Annotated in this window: 12 protein-coding genes; 1 reads left to right on the plus strand and 11 read right to left on the minus strand. The window is 49.7% G+C overall.

The features are described 5' to 3' along the window. Positions 1–12: 12 nt before the first annotated feature. The 5 genes from CRP01_RS12270 to CRP01_RS12290 form a co-directional block, all read right to left on the minus strand. Positions 13–678, minus strand: a complete 666-nt coding sequence (locus CRP01_RS12270) for a hypothetical protein (RefSeq protein ID WP_099150330.1) — start codon at positions 676–678, stop codon at positions 13–15. 182 nt (positions 679–860) lie between these two features. Beyond that, positions 861–1,454 (minus strand): Crp/Fnr family transcriptional regulator, encoded by a 594-nt coding sequence (locus tag CRP01_RS12275; RefSeq protein ID WP_233752673.1) that lies wholly within the window; start codon positions 1,452–1,454, stop codon positions 861–863. Between the two features lie 345 nt (positions 1,455–1,799). After that, positions 1,800–2,657 carry a DUF4249 domain-containing protein gene (locus CRP01_RS12280; RefSeq protein ID WP_222845722.1) on the minus strand — a complete coding sequence of 286 codons (858 nt, stop codon included), beginning with the start codon at positions 2,655–2,657 and terminating at the stop codon, positions 1,800–1,802. A 191-nt stretch (positions 2,658–2,848) separates the two neighbouring features. Further along, on the minus strand, positions 2,849–5,509 hold the full coding sequence (locus CRP01_RS12285; protein WP_099150333.1) for a TonB-dependent receptor: 2,661 nt from the start codon (positions 5,507–5,509) through the stop codon (positions 2,849–2,851). A 106-nt stretch (positions 5,510–5,615) separates the two neighbouring features. Beyond that, positions 5,616–6,074 (minus strand): FKBP-type peptidyl-prolyl cis-trans isomerase, encoded by a 459-nt coding sequence (locus CRP01_RS12290; RefSeq protein WP_099150477.1) that lies wholly within the window; start codon positions 6,072–6,074, stop codon positions 5,616–5,618. 91 nt (positions 6,075–6,165) lie between these two features. Here CRP01_RS12290 and CRP01_RS12295 point away from each other — a divergent pair, with 91 nt between their 5' ends. Then, positions 6,166–6,807 carry an N-acetylmuramoyl-L-alanine amidase gene (locus CRP01_RS12295; RefSeq protein ID WP_099150334.1) on the plus strand — a complete coding sequence of 214 codons (642 nt, stop codon included), beginning with the start codon at positions 6,166–6,168 and terminating at the stop codon, positions 6,805–6,807. A gap of 151 nt (positions 6,808–6,958) precedes the next feature. On the opposite strand, the gene CRP01_RS12300 is transcribed toward CRP01_RS12295, so the two are convergent. From CRP01_RS12300 to CRP01_RS12335, 6 genes are all read right to left on the minus strand, one after another. Further along, entirely contained in the window at positions 6,959–8,290 is a 1,332-nt protein-coding gene (locus CRP01_RS12300; protein WP_099150335.1) for an ATP-binding protein, read from the minus strand. A 40-nt stretch (positions 8,291–8,330) separates the two neighbouring features. Continuing rightward, positions 8,331–9,317 (minus strand): eCIS core domain-containing protein, encoded by a 987-nt coding sequence (locus CRP01_RS41875; protein ID WP_143473363.1) that lies wholly within the window; start codon positions 9,315–9,317, stop codon positions 8,331–8,333. A 12-nt stretch (positions 9,318–9,329) separates the two neighbouring features. Continuing rightward, positions 9,330–9,821 (minus strand): hypothetical protein, encoded by a 492-nt coding sequence (locus CRP01_RS12320; protein ID WP_143473364.1) that lies wholly within the window; start codon positions 9,819–9,821, stop codon positions 9,330–9,332. A gap of 147 nt (positions 9,822–9,968) precedes the next feature. Next, a complete protein-coding gene (locus CRP01_RS12325; protein ID WP_099150339.1) occupies positions 9,969–10,625 on the minus strand; it encodes an Imm26 family immunity protein in 657 nt (218 codons plus the stop codon). Between the two features lie 10 nt (positions 10,626–10,635). Continuing rightward, positions 10,636–15,723, minus strand: a complete 5,088-nt coding sequence (locus CRP01_RS12330) for an eCIS core domain-containing protein (RefSeq protein WP_143473365.1) — start codon at positions 15,721–15,723, stop codon at positions 10,636–10,638. Positions 15,724–15,727: 4 nt separating this feature from the next. Beyond that, complete coding sequence (locus tag CRP01_RS12335) at positions 15,728–17,326, minus strand: contractile injection system tape measure protein (protein ID WP_099150341.1); 1,599 nt, start codon at positions 17,324–17,326, stop codon at positions 15,728–15,730.

Below are 17,326 nucleotides of genomic sequence, written 5' to 3' on the forward strand. Positions count from 1 at the left end.
ATGTGCCCTCCCCTATTCTTCCGCTCCGCCCGGGCCGATCTGTAAAAAGGTAGTCTGCTTGATCGACCGGAGGATCGCATCGTAATCCACCTCTACTACATCACCGTGAATCAACAGAGATGATGCCCGACCGGCAATTTTCCCGTAAAGCCAGTCGACGATGGTCTCTACGGAATCTTTGGTATCAAAGGTGAGGTACATCCGGATCGTTTCCCGGTAACCGATACTGCTTCCCTGGTGATCTTCGTCAATAATGATGGAAGCGGTCGTATCGGGGATCTTGAACTTATCACCGTACACCAGCCAGCGATAAAAAGTGCCGAACAGATGGTATTTCAGATCCTTATCGGAAGTGATCAGTTCGATCTTCAGTTTGTCGAAAGCATATTGGGCATCGGGATGGAAAGCACGGTCCCGGTCCGTGGTATTGGAGATACCGAGTTTACCCGCGAAGTGCAACTCGATCTTCTTGTTCAGTTGTTCGATGGATTGGAAGCGGTCGGTGGCCATTTCCCGGATCGTTTCATCCTCAAACTTTTCAAAATTGTCCGGGTGGTATTTGGCCAGGATCTTCTTTCTCGTCTTATGGAAGTCTTCCGGCCGCAAAGATTCGATGGGCTGACCGTAATATTTCTGTATGGCGTCTTTCTCCGCCTCTGTCCAGTGATTCGATGGCATATTGTTAAGTCTGATCCAAATAAAAAGGTCAGCAATCGGTAAAAAGTTGAATGCGAGGAAGGATTGTCTCCGGTACTAACCGTTTACCTGCGGCACAAAATAAAAAATGCTTTCCCGGAGGAAAGCATTTTTGTTAACCAAATTTCTTACTAATGACATATACTTAAAAAAGTTACATCCGTTTAGGCCAGTTTCGCCATATCCCGCACCAGGATCTTACCCCGGTTGAAGTAGATCAGATCCGATTTTTTGAGATCATTGAGGACCAGGGTAACTGTCTGGCGGGAAGTACAGGTAATATTGGCAATATCCTGATGGGTCAGGGAGTGTTTCAGCAACATCTCAAAACCCACCCGGCGTCCGCGGTCACTGACCGAATCTTTGATAAAGTCAATGATGCGGGTACGTGCGTCTTTAAAGATCAGCGATTCCAGTTTATTTTCCGCCCGCATTAAGCGCTGGCCGAAAGAACTCATCACCTGACTGCACAGATCAAAGTTTTTGCGCATCATCTGGCGGAAATCGTCGTTTTTCAGGGAATACAGGATGACTTCGTCCCGGAGTACCTGGGCGTAGTCCTGTCTTTCTTTTTCTCCGATGATACCCAGTTCACCGAACATGGCCAGTGGGTGGATCAGGGATTTGATCACCTCTTTACCATCCGAAGAATGCGTACCGATCTTGATGGTGCCCTTCGCCAAAAAATAGATCTCATCGGAGGGATCTCCGGGCATGTAAACCATACTGTAGCGCGTGCGCTTTTCGGTTTTCATCATGCCGGCTAATTCAATTCTTTCTTCCTGGCTTAAACATTCAAAGAGGGGAAATTGCTCAAGAAAATTTGTTTTGGCGTCCAGACTCATATGCATTTCATTTTCGGTGAAACAAACTTATCGGCTATTCTGGAAGCTTTGAAAATTTAATCCTTCAGTGTGGTCGGCTTCCCGGAAAAGGAAATATGCTGTCAGAGAGTTTTCCTATTGATAAATAGCCTGTTCAACTGTATAGACACCAAAAAAGTTGGTCCCCCCTATGGTACGCCAAATTTTAAGAGAAAAATATTGGACAGATCAATAACTTATTGATTCACAATAAAAAGAAACATGGATTTCATGGAGAATTTACTGGACAAACTGGACAGAATCCAGGGAATTGCTGTATCCGGCAAAGATTCCATAGCCGTTTTCGATATTCTCAAAAACAATGACCGGATCGTTCAGCGGATTGGGATTAGAGCCTTCAGAGCGGCTGAGTGAAGTGTAATACAGGTAGTACTCGCGGGAAAGCGTGCGCAGTTCTACGTAAGTCTTACCCAGCAACTGACTGCGGGGATCGATATCAACGGAAAAGGAAATACCGAGGGCCTGCTTTCCGGGTTTATCCTCAAACAGGAGGCCACCGTTGAGGTGGGCGCTGATGCCGTTCTCATTGTCCAGCGGATCGAACAGCACTGGCTGCAGCATGGACTTGGTAATGAGAGTATCTCTGCCTTCCAGCACGTAGTTGTTGATCTGCTGGGTAATATTGAGGTGATAGTAATTCTTGGTCGTTGAAGGATCGTCAAAATCGACGATTGCGGAAAAATGCTTGCGATTGTACGCTCCACCCTGCACGGGCTCGGTCACTACATTAGCCAGATCAAAATCGGTGATCTTTACGGAAGGTGGCACCGAACTCTTGGCCATTACCGGTTTGAAGCCGTCCACCGAGACCTTGATCGTATATTCCAGTCCCGCTACGGGTTTATTTTCCCAGGATTTATAATACGGCGGATAGTTGGGATCTTTGGGGATCACAACTTCCAGTCGCTCCAAAAAGGTATTATTCCAATAAAGGTCTACTTCAGCGTTGGTGAGATATTCTTCGGGATCGACATTACCGATGAGGCGGCTTTTGGCAACGGTAACAATAATGGCCCGGCCTTCAGCGAAATTGCTGATCACAACCAGTTTGGGTTCCAGTTGTGGAAGTTCTTCCAAATCCAGCGGCTCCTCACAGGAATAAGCTATTCCTAAAAGAAGAAGGCTTGATAAGATGGTAAAGATATGCCGAACCATAGGCTAGTGAGATTATCTTACAAATATAACAATTTGTCGGGCAAATTGCTCAATCGCCCTAAAGTATTAGCAGATAAAGTTTTATGCGGGGATGACGTCCGCTCGTTAAGCGCTTACAAAAAGCGGATAGAATAGCTGATAGAGGGTAAAATAGGTAACAATTTCACCTGCACGTAACGCTGCCGTTGGCGCAATTGATATGCTGCGTATACATAATCCGTGCGATAGGAATAGTACAGAGGATTGCGTCGGTTGTAAACATTATATACTCCCAGATGCAGGCGATGCTGCAAACGGTCATTACCAAAAGTATAATTGCCACCGATATCAAGCCGGTGGTAACTGGGCATGCGATCATCGTTTTTTTGCCCGAAACTGGGCACGATCACGCCCTCCGGCGGAGAGTATTCTCCAGGAACGTTCAACTTGTAGGTGCTTTCGGGCAAGCTAAATGCAAAACCGGAACTGATCACCCAATTTGCCGCAAAATCAATTTTATCGTTCAGGCGGTAGGTCATCACCAGTTTCAGATCGTGGCGACGATCGTATTTGAAGGGGTACTTTTCTCCAAAATTGATCCGTTCGAATTCCCGGTCGGTAAAGCTCAGCGTGTAGGCCAGCCAGCCGGTCAGCCGGTCCCTTTTGCGGCGCACCATCAGTTCGATACCACGGGAGGTACCACTGCCGGTGGTTACATTATTTCTCCAGTCCGCCAGGTAATTCGCCCCTTCGGTGAAAGTTACGAGGTGGTTCATTGTCTTGTAATAACCTTCCAGATTGACCTCCCACTTGGGATGCGGAAAATAATCGAGGCCAACGGTCGTCTGCCAGGAATTTTCCGGACGGATATCCCCGGTAGAAGGCACCCAAAGGTCCGTAGGCAGCCCCAGATTCGAATTGGACAAGAGGTGCAGGAACTGCGACATGCGGCTCAGCGAGGTCTTAAAACCCAATTTGGGATGCAATTTCCCGTAGATCCCGAGCCGGGGCTGGGCGGAAAAGTATTGCTTTCCTTCTACCCGGTTCAGGGAAAGATGCAGCCCGCCGTTGAACTGCCAGCCGGAGCCCAGTTTCACTTCATTGTCTACGTAGCCGACAAATTCCTGGCTTTCCACCCGCACGTGTTGCGGCTGCCGGTGGATAATGGCATCGTTCTGTCCATTATCCAGCAACAGGGCTCCCGGGTTGAATACCCGGTGATTGGCGCTCCAGCCGAAATTCATTTTGTGACGGTTGGAGGCATAGTAATCAAAATCGGCCCGCAAACCGAAGTCCTTTATACTTGACAGATAATCGGCCGCGATAAAGGGACTCAGGAACTGACCGGTATTTAGACTGATAATGGAATCCACCGACTGGTACTGAGTGTGTACCATCAATTCACTGTAGGTCGCTGAGAAATTGGAGAACAAGCGGTCGTTATGGATATGATTCCAGCGTAAAACGCCAACCTGGTTATTCCAGCTCAGGTTTTCGTAATACCCGTTGAACATCTTAAAGTGGATCAGGTCATTGCTTGAGTTAAAAAAGGCAAGCGTATCGGTAGACCGACCTCCATTCATGAAACCGTCCTGTCCGCGATAGTAACTCAGGTAGAGTTTATTTTTATCGTTCAGGCTGTAGTTGAATTTGGCATTCAGATCGCTGAACTGGTAAGAAACGCCCCCTTTCTCGCCCATTTCCAGTTTATTCTTCCGGCTGTAGGGCACGACGTACCAGTTGAGAAAAGACCAGCGTCCGGCCAGGAAAAAGGAGCTGCGGTCCTTGATCAGCGGCCCTTCCAAAGACAGTCGACCGGATATCAGGCCGGCTTCCGCACTGCCTACCAGTTTTTTGGAATTGCCTTCTTTGGTACGAATATCCAGTACGGAGGACAAACGCCCGCCGTATCTTGCCGGGAAACCTCCCTTGATCAGATTGGCACTGCGGATCGCATCTGCATTAAAAATACTGAACACCCCGGCAGCATGGGCTACGTAGTAGACCGGCACACCGTCGATCAGCACCAGATTCTGTCCGGCACTGCCTCCCCGTACGTGCATACCCTCTACGCCGTCCGTACCGGTCTGTACCCCGGGCATCAGGTAAACCATACGGACCACATCGGCCTCACCGGCCAGCCGTGGGATATCTTTCAGCTGTTCGGGATCGAGCAAATGATTACTCTGGGTATTTCCGATCACTGTATCCTGGGCAATAACGACGATCTCCTGCAGGGTCAGGCTGGCCTGAAGCGAAAGGGTAAACTGTACGTCCTTATCCAGATTAAAAGATAGCAGGCGGGGCTCGTACCCCAGATAGGTAAAACGAAGGTCCGTTTTTCCGGGAGGCAACTGCAGGCTAAAGAAACCGTAATCATTCGTTGCCGTTCCCTGGCCGCTGACCAGGTCCTGTATCGAAGCGCCGATCAGGCGTTCACCGCTATTGGCATCTTCCAGGAATCCGCTGATCGTGAATACGGGCGCGACGACCTGCTCTTTTTTGTAAAGCACAATGACATCACCGCGCAGGCGGAACCCCACCGGAGCATTGCCGATCAAGGCATCAAGTATTACACCCAGGCGAACATCCTTAAAGGAGCGATTGATTTTTCGATCCGGGATCAGATCGTCACTAAAGGAGAGGGAAACGTGGCGCTCTTCGATCAATTGATTGAGGGCTTCGATCAGGCTTACGTCTTTAAACTGTACATCCATCCGGATGTCCAGAACGCGCTGAGCGGAAAGCAACTGCACCGCTACCAGCAGTAACGCAAGTAGAAAAAGCCTCCTCATGATCTTAATGGAGAGTTTTATTCAATACAAGTAATTGATCATTTTAATCCGGGCCCCTTCAAAAGTACGCGTATTCAGTGAGTTATACAAAAAATGTTAAAGCCATTTATCTTTTAACATCTACTAACTCAATCTCGAAAACCAATACCTCGTTGGGACCGATGAGCGGACCTGCACTTCTGCGGCCGTAAGCCAGAGCCGAAGGGTGAATAAAAGTTCCCTTGCCGCCTTCTTTCAGCAACGGAATCGCGATCTGCCATCCCAGGATCAGTCCTCCCAGATTAAAGACTACCGTTTTGTCCCCGGTGGTTTGGTCGAAAACCGTACCATCGAGTAAATATCCTTTGTAGCGTACCTCCACATCGTCCGAAATATTGGGCTGGATGCCGGTACCGGGTTCTTCAATAACGTAATACAACCCGGATGGATCTACCTGGGTATTCAGTCCGGTGGCAGCTACATATTCCTCGATCAGCAGCCGATCTACTTCCGCCTGGTCTACTTCTTTTTTGCAGGCGCTCGCACCAAATACGATAATTAGCAACCCAACAATTATTCGGTTCATTCCTTTTTTTTGCCCAAAGATAGTCAGTAAAAACTTTATGGTATCTTTCGGATTTGTTAATTTTAGCATTTCAAATACCTGAATCATCCTTATGAACACCGAATTTTGTGTATTCCTCGACGCCGGCCACGGCGGCATTGACCCCCATACCGGAAAATACGTTACCGCACCAAGCAAGCAATTTGAGCACACCAGCGGCTCTTTTCACAACGGAAGATGGTTTTACGAAGGCGTATGGAATCGTATCCTGACGGATCGGGTAGCCCAGAAACTGGACTCCCTCCACATCAACTACATCAAGGTTTATCATGATTACGTCGACCTCAGCCTCTCCTACCGGGTAGATGCGGCCAACTGGTACGACCGGTATTACAAAAAGACCCTCTACATTTCCAATCACTCCAATGCCTCCGGATCGGGAAAGGCCCGGGGTTTTGAAGTGTATACCTCTCCCGGAACCACCACCTCCGACAAGGTAGCCGAAGCGTATTTCAAACACGTAGAATCACTTTTTGGTAATACCATCAGTTATCGCCAGGATAGAAGTGACGGCGATCCCGACCGGGAAGCGAAGTTTTATGTACTCCGCCGCACCTCGATGTCCGCCATTCTCGGAGAACATCTCTTTTTCGATAATCTCGAAGATGCCAGCTTCCTGATGCTGGATGAGACGGTGGAGCGGTTTGCGGAGGCGCAGGTGCGGACGATCATCGAATTCTGGAAATCTATCTGATCTCTCCCCTAACCAATACCGAAAAAAATAAAGGGAATTGGATCTGTAAATGGGAAACAACCTTTCCCGCAATCAGATCCGGTTCCCTTTGCATTTTAAAGGATACATCGAGACTAAGCGGAAAGACTAACTGACCTCAGCGAGCCCGGGATCAGGCTATTTTCCCCTCCTTGGCAAATTCCCGATTGATCCCCTCTACGATCGTCGCCTCATCAATGGATTTTTCCTTTCTGGCCAAAACGGTCAGGCAACTGTACTGGACAATGTTGACAATATTGGCGCCGGTGATCTCATATTTCCGGGCGATCGCGGTCAGATCCACGGACTTGTCCGGACTGAGTTCTTTAGGGAAGGTTTGCTGCCACAGGCGATAGCGCTCGGCCGCTTTGGGCGGAGGAAAATGAATGATCGACTGAAAGCGGCGCAAAAAGGCATCATCGATATTACTTTTTAGGTTGGATGCCAAAATAACGAGCCCGTCGTAAGACTCGATCCGCTGCAGGAGGTAGGACACTTCCTGATTGGCGTATTTATCGTGAGCATCCCGCACATTGGTTCTTTTTCCGAAGAGCGCATCTGCCTCATCAAAGAACAGGATCCAGTCTTTGTTTTCGGCCCGGGCAAAAAGGTTGGCCAGGTTCTTTTCCGTTTCCCCGATAAATTTAGAAACGACCATCGAGAGATCTACCCGGTAGACATCCTTTCCGGTGCGCTTGCCGAGCAGGGTCGCGGTGAGGGTTTTCCCCGTACCCGGAGGCCCGTGAAACATAACCCGGTAGCCCGGTTTCAGCCGTTTGCTCATTCCGTAATCGAGCATCAGTTTGTCGTGATATTTCAACCAGTGCTCCAATTCTTCGATCTGACGAAGCGTGGTACCGGGCAACACCAGATCCTCCCATTCCATTTCCGTCTCCAGCAACTGGGCGGGAAACTGCAGGCTGAACTTAGGGCGGCTCATCTCCCCCTGCACCAACAAATCAATATAATCCGATGAGAGCACGATCTTCCCGCTCAGCCGGGGCTCGCCCGCGGGGGGATCTTCCAGCCAAAGTACCTGGTGCTTGCTGAAAAAGTGCTCGGTACTGAACAGTTTACGGTATTGCAGGCGCTTTTCCAGATCGTTACCCGCCAGCAGAAAGATGGCAGTTTCGCCGGTCGGTAAAAACCCGCGGAACTGTTGTCCCCGCAGCCCTCCCAACTGGGGGAAATCACCGGCTTTGCTTAGCTTTTCGGTAAAGATGTTATCCAGAAATTCCGGTGCGATATGGGGGCATAAAGCCAGAATGAGGACAAAGCGCTCTTCCACGCCCCATGCCTCAATTTCAGATTTTCCAAAAACGGCCCGGAGCAACTGTTTGCCCGGAGCTTTGGGGAAAGAAAAATCTGCTTCACCGTTCAATTGGTCAAGGCGGGATTCAATTACCGCTTTTAACCATAACAATTCTTTTCCGATCTGTAGCCAGCGGTCCTTTGCCTGCTTCATGTATTACGCGGATCTTTGGATGAGAGATATAAGGTTGGGTTCAGGAATCATTCTTCTTTTTGGCAGGTGCTTTTCCCTGCTGGACGACATGGGCCAGTTCGTGGGCCAGTAGATGGAGGCCATGCTGCGTTTCCGGACGGTATTTGCCGTTATTGAAATAGATATCCCGACCAAAGGCGAAGGCCTGGGCATTTATATTTTTGTTCATAGCCGTTGCTTCCCGGTCCGTATGAATACGCACCTCACTGAAATCGGCTCCGATGGCCTGCTCCATTTTTGCCTTTACAGCTTTGGGTAGCGGTCTTCCGTTTCCTTTATTGCGATTTAGTTTCTTTTTAACCGTAGCTTTTCGGTTGTTTTTTCCGCTTCCGGGTGCGGGCTTGGTTTGCATGGCTTCTTCTTCCTCCTGGGCCTGAGGCTCTTCCTCTTCCATCATTTGCAGACTTTCCTCTTCTTCTCCTCCTTTGGATTGCAGTGCCTCTTCTTCTTCGTCTTCCTGGGCCTGGGGTTCTTCCTCCTCCATCGTTTGCAGGCTCTCTTCTTCCTCTTCTCCTTTGGATTGCAGGCTCTCCTCCTCCTCGTCTTCCTGGGCCTGGGGTTCTTCCTCCTCCATCATTTGCAGGCTCTCTTCTTCCTCTTCTCCTTTGGGTTGAATGGATTCTACCTCTTCCATTTTTTGTAACCCGGGTTTCTCCTGGATGGCCTTGTCCTTTTCCATCCGTTGGGTATTGGTCCCCATTTCGTCCTCTTTGGCGTTGGTCATATACCGCTGGACGTCGGCCTGCGGGCCGGTTTTACCCTGGGTCCGGGTCTGTTTGCCCAGGGTTACCGCATCGGCGACCTGATCGGCTTCCTTCTCGTAAGCATCTCCGGGATTACCCATTTTGGATTTGGCTTGAAAAAAAGGAGTTCGGGCGCTATTATCCGCCTGCTTTTCCACCGACTGTTTTTGAAAGAACGGCTTTTTCTGCTGCTCTCCCTGTTCGGGATTACGGTGACGGCGGGATCTGGGTCTGGAAGTTTTCATAAGGTCAATTTTTTAAGATTGGTCAAAATCCTGGGACGGAGTGACGCCTCGTTCCCGTAGTCTACGGGCTATGCTGTTGCCGATGGATTCTTTGAGTTCCTGCTGACGCTTTTTTTCTTTGCGATCGATCTCTTCGGCGAAAAAACGCCGGTGCAGGTCCTGGGACCAGGCTTCGAGATTTTCGGGATCTTGGGGTAGGTCAGCAAAAACATCTCCCATGATCTCTTTTATGAGATCATTCGCCTTTTGATTTATTTCCTGCACTTCAGTTTCAGGAAAAAGCGATTCAATGGAAAAGTTTTCCCCGACAGGCAACTCATCACTCATTTCTTTTAATAATTCTTTCAGTCCGGCCTCACTATCATTTTCTAGCTCAGTTAAATGGGTGAATTTTTTCAGGCTTGACCACGCATTTTTCGTTTCCTGAAGCGCCAGGCGCCAATTTTCTTCTAAAATCCTATATACCTGTTCTTCCGTTACCTGAAATGCCATCAGTTGCCCCAAACTGACATATTTTAAATTACCATTGAGATCCCAAACCTCATCCGGACCGGGAATGATCACTACATCTTCGGGTAACTTGAAAAAAACATGTTTATGCTTTCCTTTTTTATCGTATAAGATCTGCATATCAGCAATTATACATTTTAGTCATTTTTCCAGCAATCTACCGCAATCAATCTTATGGGCCTTGCACAGCTCAGGATAGCTAGCGTTCGCATCCAATCCGGCCAGATCGAATATCTTTTTCCTGACGGCTTTATCGTGAAATCTCAGATCAGCGTTCATTAAAGAAGTTTTATCACGCCAGAATTCGGGAATCAATTCCTCTTTTCCGGTATATTTAGCGATAAGATCAGAAAATATTAAACCCGACAGTATTGTTGGCCGGCAATTCAGCGCATCAGCTTCTGCAGTAGCAATCGGGATAGGTATTTCTATTTCTCCTTTCACTAAATGAATTTTTCCTTCAATATTCAACAGATATTCCGGAAAATCAAGTTCTTCCACTTTAACCTTCCCGACGTCAACCTTTTTCCAAGTCCCCTCCTCTATCGCCTCTCTATCAAAAAATTCGCCCTTAAAAACGTATTCCTTTGATTTTAGGGAATTTTGTTCCGTTTTGTTAAACTGGTCAAATCCTGCTACCAGCAAACAATCACTGAAGAATGATAACTGCTGTTTGGAAGAGATCAGTTTCCGATCCAACAGGTCTTTTATATCCAATAGTATCTTACCATAAAAAAAGCCATTACTATCATCGAGAGCGTGGCTAAAGATCGTACCTGGTGAGAAAGTTTTTTTCATAGAATTATATTTACAGGCAAGGCCCGATAAATAGATGCTTGTGTTTTTGATAAGTTGTTACTTTGAGGATCGTATGTTTATTTAACCCATTCGTGCCGATTGCCCCGTGCTTTATCGCTAAATGACGTTCGGTAATGGCCGCACCAATCGGATTAAAAGTTCCCCTGCCAAGTTGCTGGACTACAAAGCGAGGACGGCCTCTGAATTTCTTTTCCATGTTTGCTTTCCAACTTCTGGGCTTCTTTCTTCCTTCGTCAATATGTTCCTGGTATCGCTTTGTGTAGCCGCCTCGCCCAACTTCGGCTTGTCCAACATATACTTTCCCGGTAGCCATATCCGTGATCAGATAGAAATCCACCTGAACCGTATTGATACTCTTAAAGTTTGGCCTTTTTTTCCGTGCCGTATTATGAACAAGAATGCCTGTTTTACCTACAAAAAAATTACTGTTTCCCGCTACCGTCAGATTATAAGCCAGTGATTCGACGTTTGAGAAAGATACTTTTCCGATCTGATGGAGTTCACCTTCTAGATCTCTCAATGTCATACCAGACTCCAGATGCTTAGCTTCAATCCAATCACTTCTTTCTTCCACCCAAAAAGGATGTTTCCCGGTACTTTGGATAATTTCACCACTATTCAGAAAAATATCAAATAAATGAGTGGGGTGAGTAAAATGTACCTGAGTCACAGGTTTTAATTCCATTTTTGATTTTCTGACATTCCAAGTTTTAACTATATCCCCAGCTTTGATTTCTGAAATAGGAATATCCCCAAGCTTTGTTTTTACAAGGGTGCTGCCGGGAAAACAGATCGATCCACTGGTTCCTAGGTCACCATAATCCATATCTCGCACCCGGTCGCCTCCCGAAGTAGTTGGATCATCGGCCTTAGCAGCTTTGATTCCTGCATCATCGGGGTCCATATTCCGTAATAGCTTATCAGTCGGTGCTGTCGCTTCATCTATTAAACGTTGAGTTTCCGGATCAAATTCTTCGTAATTCCTTGGACGGAAACCATCAAGTGTATCATCGAGAATACAAAATTCATCCGAGAACCTACACCATTTTCCGTTTTTCTTCCGCTTGTAAGTATGCCCGTTTGGCAATTCAACCTCCAGGTCATATTCGCCCTTTCCCCTTCGGACTTTACCATTAGCGAAGCCTTCATGGAGCTCATCCCTAAGTTGTTTGGGTGAAAGTTCTTCTCCTTTCAATTTACCCGTTGCCTCGACTTGTTTTTTCCTACCTGAAGGTGTACTATCCGCGCCATCCGAGCTATTCTTACTTTTTGCTGGTTTCTTACTACTTCCCGGCACATTCCCATCCGATTTCGGCGCCGAAACGTCGGCTCCCGAACCCTTACCACCCGACACTTTTACATCCGGGGCCCCGGTCTTAGGCTTAAATCGGTTGGAGATCTTGCCTTTCAGGAAGCTGAAACTTCCGGTCCCCAGGCTAACCCCCGCACCGATACCGGCACCGATCAATACACCTTGCAGCGTAATGGGATTGCCCACCGCCAGGTCACCCAGAATACCGCCGGCCGCATCGAAAGCCATCTCGATACCGCCCCGCAGTACGTGCTGACCGATCGTTAGGCTGGCCGCCTGACTACCTTTTACGAGCACCTGGGCAAAATGCCCACCCAGTCCACCGAACGCCCCACCGATGGCGCCGAGGATAATGGCCTTACCCACGCCGTCCGACCATTTCTTGCCATCGATCAGATTGTTGCCGATCTGGATGACCGCTCCGGCCACTGCGCCGGCTACCGCTCCCTGGACGACCGTCGCCAGTAAGCCGCCCGCCGGACCGAGCACAACGATCATGATCACGATCACGACGATCACGAGCAATATCTTCAGCACGGTTTTCCACCACGGCTGAACGGCTTTGGCGGCTTTCTCCGCTTCGACGCAGACCTTCTGATCCAGGTCCTTCTCCACGCTGTCCCGCATGCCCCCCTCGATATTCTCTTTGTTGGTCTTGATCCGGTTGGTGATCTCCGTATTGATTTGGGTAAACAGGCCATCCAGGCCAGTAAGTACCGCGTCGTAGGTACTCATGGCAGTTGCGACCGTGTTGTCGACCTGTTGTACGAATCCACCGAGTAGTTTGGCGTATCCGGCGATGGTTTTGGCCACGCAGACGTTGACCGCCTGGGTAAATACCGCTGCGGTTTGTTTGCTCGCCGCAATTTCCGTATCCGCGTAGGTATCCAACGCACTGGTAGCCTGCTGGCCGCCACCGCCCAGTCCCTGATCTGCCGCGCTGTATCCCTGCTCGAAACTGGTCATAACCGCACTGAGCGCTCCGTCAAAGTGCGTACTCATCACCTGTACCTGCGCGCGTACTATCTCGGATTGGGGAGCCTCGTTGGTCAGCACCATATCCCGAAAACCAGTAATGAGCGTAAGTAATTTAGCCGCCGCTTCATTGGCTCCCGATAAAAGGGACGTGATCGCCATCTCCGCATCCCGCTCGATCGCCATAGACTGGCGGATCCCGAAATCCTTGATGAACTGCAGTTGGATCGCTTCCTGTTCCGTCAATTTACTGAGAGTGGTAGTCAGGGTACTCTGAACAGCAGTCAGCATTTGCGCCTGCAGGGCGGCCGCATTAGCCAGGCTGGATTGACGCTGGGTGGCGATACCTTTCAGGGCATTATCCAAAGTGCATTTCAGGCTTTCGGCAGCCTGGGTAGATGCAGCGTGGACTTTTTCCAGATCTTTCGGTTTATCACAGACCAACTTATCCGCCTGGGCCTGGGACTCCTCCACCATGCCTTCGCGGAACTGCTTGCCGGTCTCTCTGGCCGATTTTGCCCGGGCTTTATACCGGTTGTAGGTCAGATAACCGTCCCAGAAACCGTCCTTGATCTTGTTCTTGACCTTTTTCTTGACCTCAGCATCATTGGAACCTTCCGCATTTTCGTAGGCGACCGCGTGCTTTTCAGCCCGGGCCTTCGCCTCACCGCCAACGGTGATCCCGATGTTCCTGATCTCACCGTAGGCTTTATTGTAAGTAGCATCAATGGCCTGAAGTTGGGCGGCCTTTTTTTGCGCCAGTTCCTGGGACTTCAGCGCGTATTGCATCTGCACCATGAGAGTGGACTGCAGTGCCTTGGCTTCTATTTGTTGTACGGTAGTCTGGTGCTGGGCATTGATCATGACCTGAGCCTTAGCCGCTTTGATCAGGGCCGCAGCTTTCAGTTTGGCCGTATTGCTCTGTACTTCAGCCCGACGTGTTTTTATCTTTTCTTTGATCTCCCCCTGCCTGGCCGCAACCGTCGCCTTGATCATCTGGGACTTCTGCATGGCGGAATCAATAAAAGCATTCAGCTTGAAAGCTGCTGAATGAATGAACCCACCCGCCAGTACGGAACTTAACTGGTGATTGGCCAGTTCTTCGGCACGAGCCTGGTTCCCGGCTCCGTCGGCAGCCGGCTGCAGGTATTGTACCGGCGTGAATTGTAAACCAGTAGCGTGCACCCGGGAATTCATTAGTCCCCCGGTGGCCACCATCGCCCGTGCCCGTTGGGTTTCCCGCTCTACCATCAATTTTGGGCTCGCGGCTTCGCCCAATCCCTGGGGTTTGACCGTATCGGGCAATGCACCTTTTTTACCCGCCGTTTTTTTGCCTTTACCTTTTTTCCCTTTTGCTCCTTTCCTTTGTTTTTTGCCGCCTCCTTTCTGCGGTGCGTCCGGACCGTTTTGTGGCCCTTCTTTTTTAGCGGGAGGTGGAGCTGCCTTCGCCGGAGTGGCTTTGGCGGGCGTTCCTCCGGCCGCTTTGGCCCCTGGTTGCGGACCACAGGGCCCGGCCGCTGCTTTGGCATCAGCGGTAGCGTCTTCGGGAACCGCAGCCTGTCCTTTTTCGGGCGGTGGAGCGTTCTGCTGGCGATCTCCGACCGAAGCCCCGGCTTTGGCTCCTACCGCTGCCGGTTTTTCATCTCCCTTGGGTTTGTCCTTGCCTTTAGGTGGTTGCTCCGGTTTAGGATTTTTTTCGGAGCACTCCTTCTCAATGCTGGCGGTTTCTTCACTTTTAGCTTGTTCCTTGCTGCCCTTCTTCTCCGTTTTTTCTTTTTCCTTGCATTTATTTTTCTCCGCCGCCGTTTTCACACTATCCCAGAAAGCCGCCTGAATATCCGGCACGGCATCTCCATCCTCGGGTTTTCTCCGGACGCTTTTGCCCTGCTGGACCGTATGGGGCAATTCGTGCACCAGCAGGTGCTTACCGGATTCTGAGCCCGGATCGTACTGTCCCTTATTGAAATAAATATCACTGCCGTGGGTAAATGCTTTAGCTCCGATCTGCTGGCTCAGTTCGGCGGACTCGGAATTATTATGGATCCTCACTCCCGAAAAGTCGGCCCCGATGGATGTTTCCATTTCCTTACGGGTGCCTCCGGACAGGCCCTGTCCACCCCCTTTCGTGCTTTCTAAACGGGAGGAAAAGTTACCGCCTCCGGAATTACTGCCGGCATTAGCCTGCGCCGCTTTGGGCTGAATACTTTCCTCAGCGGCCTCACAACTGGCGCATTTCCGTTGGATCATATTATCCCTGCCTCCTACATGGCCTTCCTCCGGCATTCGGCGAACCATACCCTCTTCTTCCTCCGCGCATTCGGCACATTTCCGTTGGATGTTTCCCCCTGCATTGCCGGCGGCAGGATCATCACCTTCGCTTTCAAAGATGGGTTTCCGACGGATTCCTTCCGGCTCCGTGTTTTCCTCTTCCTTTTTCTGCAACTGCTCTTTCTGTTCGCAGTGCGCGCATTTCGCCTGGACGGCGGGCGGGGTATTATTTCCGGAATTTTCGACAGTTCCGGTATTGTTCTTTTGTTGGCTGATTACCCGGTCGGCTACCCGATCTGCTTCCTGTTCGTACTGATCGTTGGGACGTCCGATGCGCAGCCCGTTGTTTTGGGCCTTTGCCTGAATACCCGGTGAGTTCGCACCGCCCGGAAAGAATGGTTTGGTCTGAAGTGATGGACGATCCGAAAAGAAGCCCTGTTCACTTTCCGGTTCAAAGAAGTGAGTAGGTTTGGCCTGTTGTTGCCGGTTACTACTGGTGCTATGGTTTTCGGTCGTTTTCAAATCATTACCATTCAACAAACATCTTTAATTCCATCCAGGGCAGTTTGATCACGCCAACGCCCCAGGGCAATTGCTCCAGTAGGACATCCTGGGGCTTGCGTTCCACGATAAGTTTCCATCCGTCGGAAGTGTACTGCAGCTTACCGGTGCGCAGCAGGAAATTGGCTCTCAGACCATCCGTTGAGGTGGTTCCCAGGGCTTTCCAGTAATTGAGGATCACGGATAATAATCGGTCCGCTTCCTCTTTATCACTTTCATCCAGAGTGACCCGTTTGCGAATGGGTTCGTCCAGGCTGAACCCGCAAAGGACCTTATTGAATACCATCTCCGCTTCGGGTACCTCCGTATTTTTGGCGGCGAGGTACTGTAGGAGGTGTACCGCCTTTTCCCGCGCCGTCTGATTCACGAATTCGCCCTGACGGCAAAGTCCAAGTTTTTGAAAAAAGAGCGACAGATAGGGATGTAGAAGTACCAGTCCGGCGTTGTGGATATAGATACCTTCTCCGGGGTAAGTAGAAACCCGGTCTTCACTTTCAATCAGATCCTGCGCTTGCAGATATTTCAACAGATCGGGATCCACACCTTTTATCTCATTTAACTGCCGAACCAACTTGTTTTTTAGATCTGTACCCAGAACGTTAGCCCCGCGCAGCCAGTCTTTCAGCATTTTTTGTTCCTGTCTGGTCAACTGGAAGTTATTCATGTAATTCGCCAGACGGTTTCGATTTTCTTTATCCGTTTGATCTTTCTCCCGTAGAAGTTCTGCTTCTTTGGACGTAAGCTGCCCCTGTTTTACCAGGGAATCAAGCCGGGAAATCCAGTGTGTATCTTTAGAACGGAGCTGGTACTGTGCGTCCCAAAAGGCCCAGGCTGAAGCCCGGAGCAAGAAATTATCGTCGCCAGTTAAGCCGGCACCCACCCGCGCCAACAAATAATGCCGCAGGCTTTCTCCCTTGTGATCGCGGAAAGCGGGGAATATGCGAAGCAGCTGTACCCCTAGTTCTTCCAGACCTTGCCGGGCAGAGTCCAACTCACTTTTACCCCAATACGCTTCCAGTAATTTATCCTGCAGCTCCGGACTTAATTGTCGAAGGAAACGTTGACGGTTTCGTTCCCGATCCAGATGGAATCCCGGAAGAGCCCGACGAATTAATCCGGCCTGTTGTCCGATCAATTCCTCCAGGCCTGATTCCAGTTGCTGCCAATTGCCGTTCTCCCACCACCAGGGGTAATGCCCGTGGTTGATGATATAAGCCAGTGTTTCGAGTAGATGACCGGCTTTAGAGTAATTTTGGGGGTTCTCCGCCTGCATTTCCTCCCGCTTCTCGGCTAGCCGTTTGGAGATCGCTGTTGTGAGCCGGGGGACCAACTCTTCAAGATTGAGTTTTTGCCGGTCCCAGTCCAGGTTGACGTCGAGCTCATCCAGTCGCAGATAGGTGTCGGTCGGGGCCACCTGGTTAAAGACCTCCTCCAGACCGGGCAATAAGGTCTCTTGCAACACCGCAGTCAGTTGACGACTCAGATGGTCTGCCTCCTTTCGACTACCCGGCAAATTGATCTCCGCCCGGAGTCGCTCGATAATATGTCGCTGCTGGTCGGCCAT

The sequence above is a fragment of the Flavilitoribacter nigricans DSM 23189 = NBRC 102662 genome (genome assembly GCF_002646595.1).
Taxonomy (GTDB): Bacteria; Bacteroidota; Bacteroidia; order Chitinophagales; family Saprospiraceae; genus Flavilitoribacter; species Flavilitoribacter nigricans.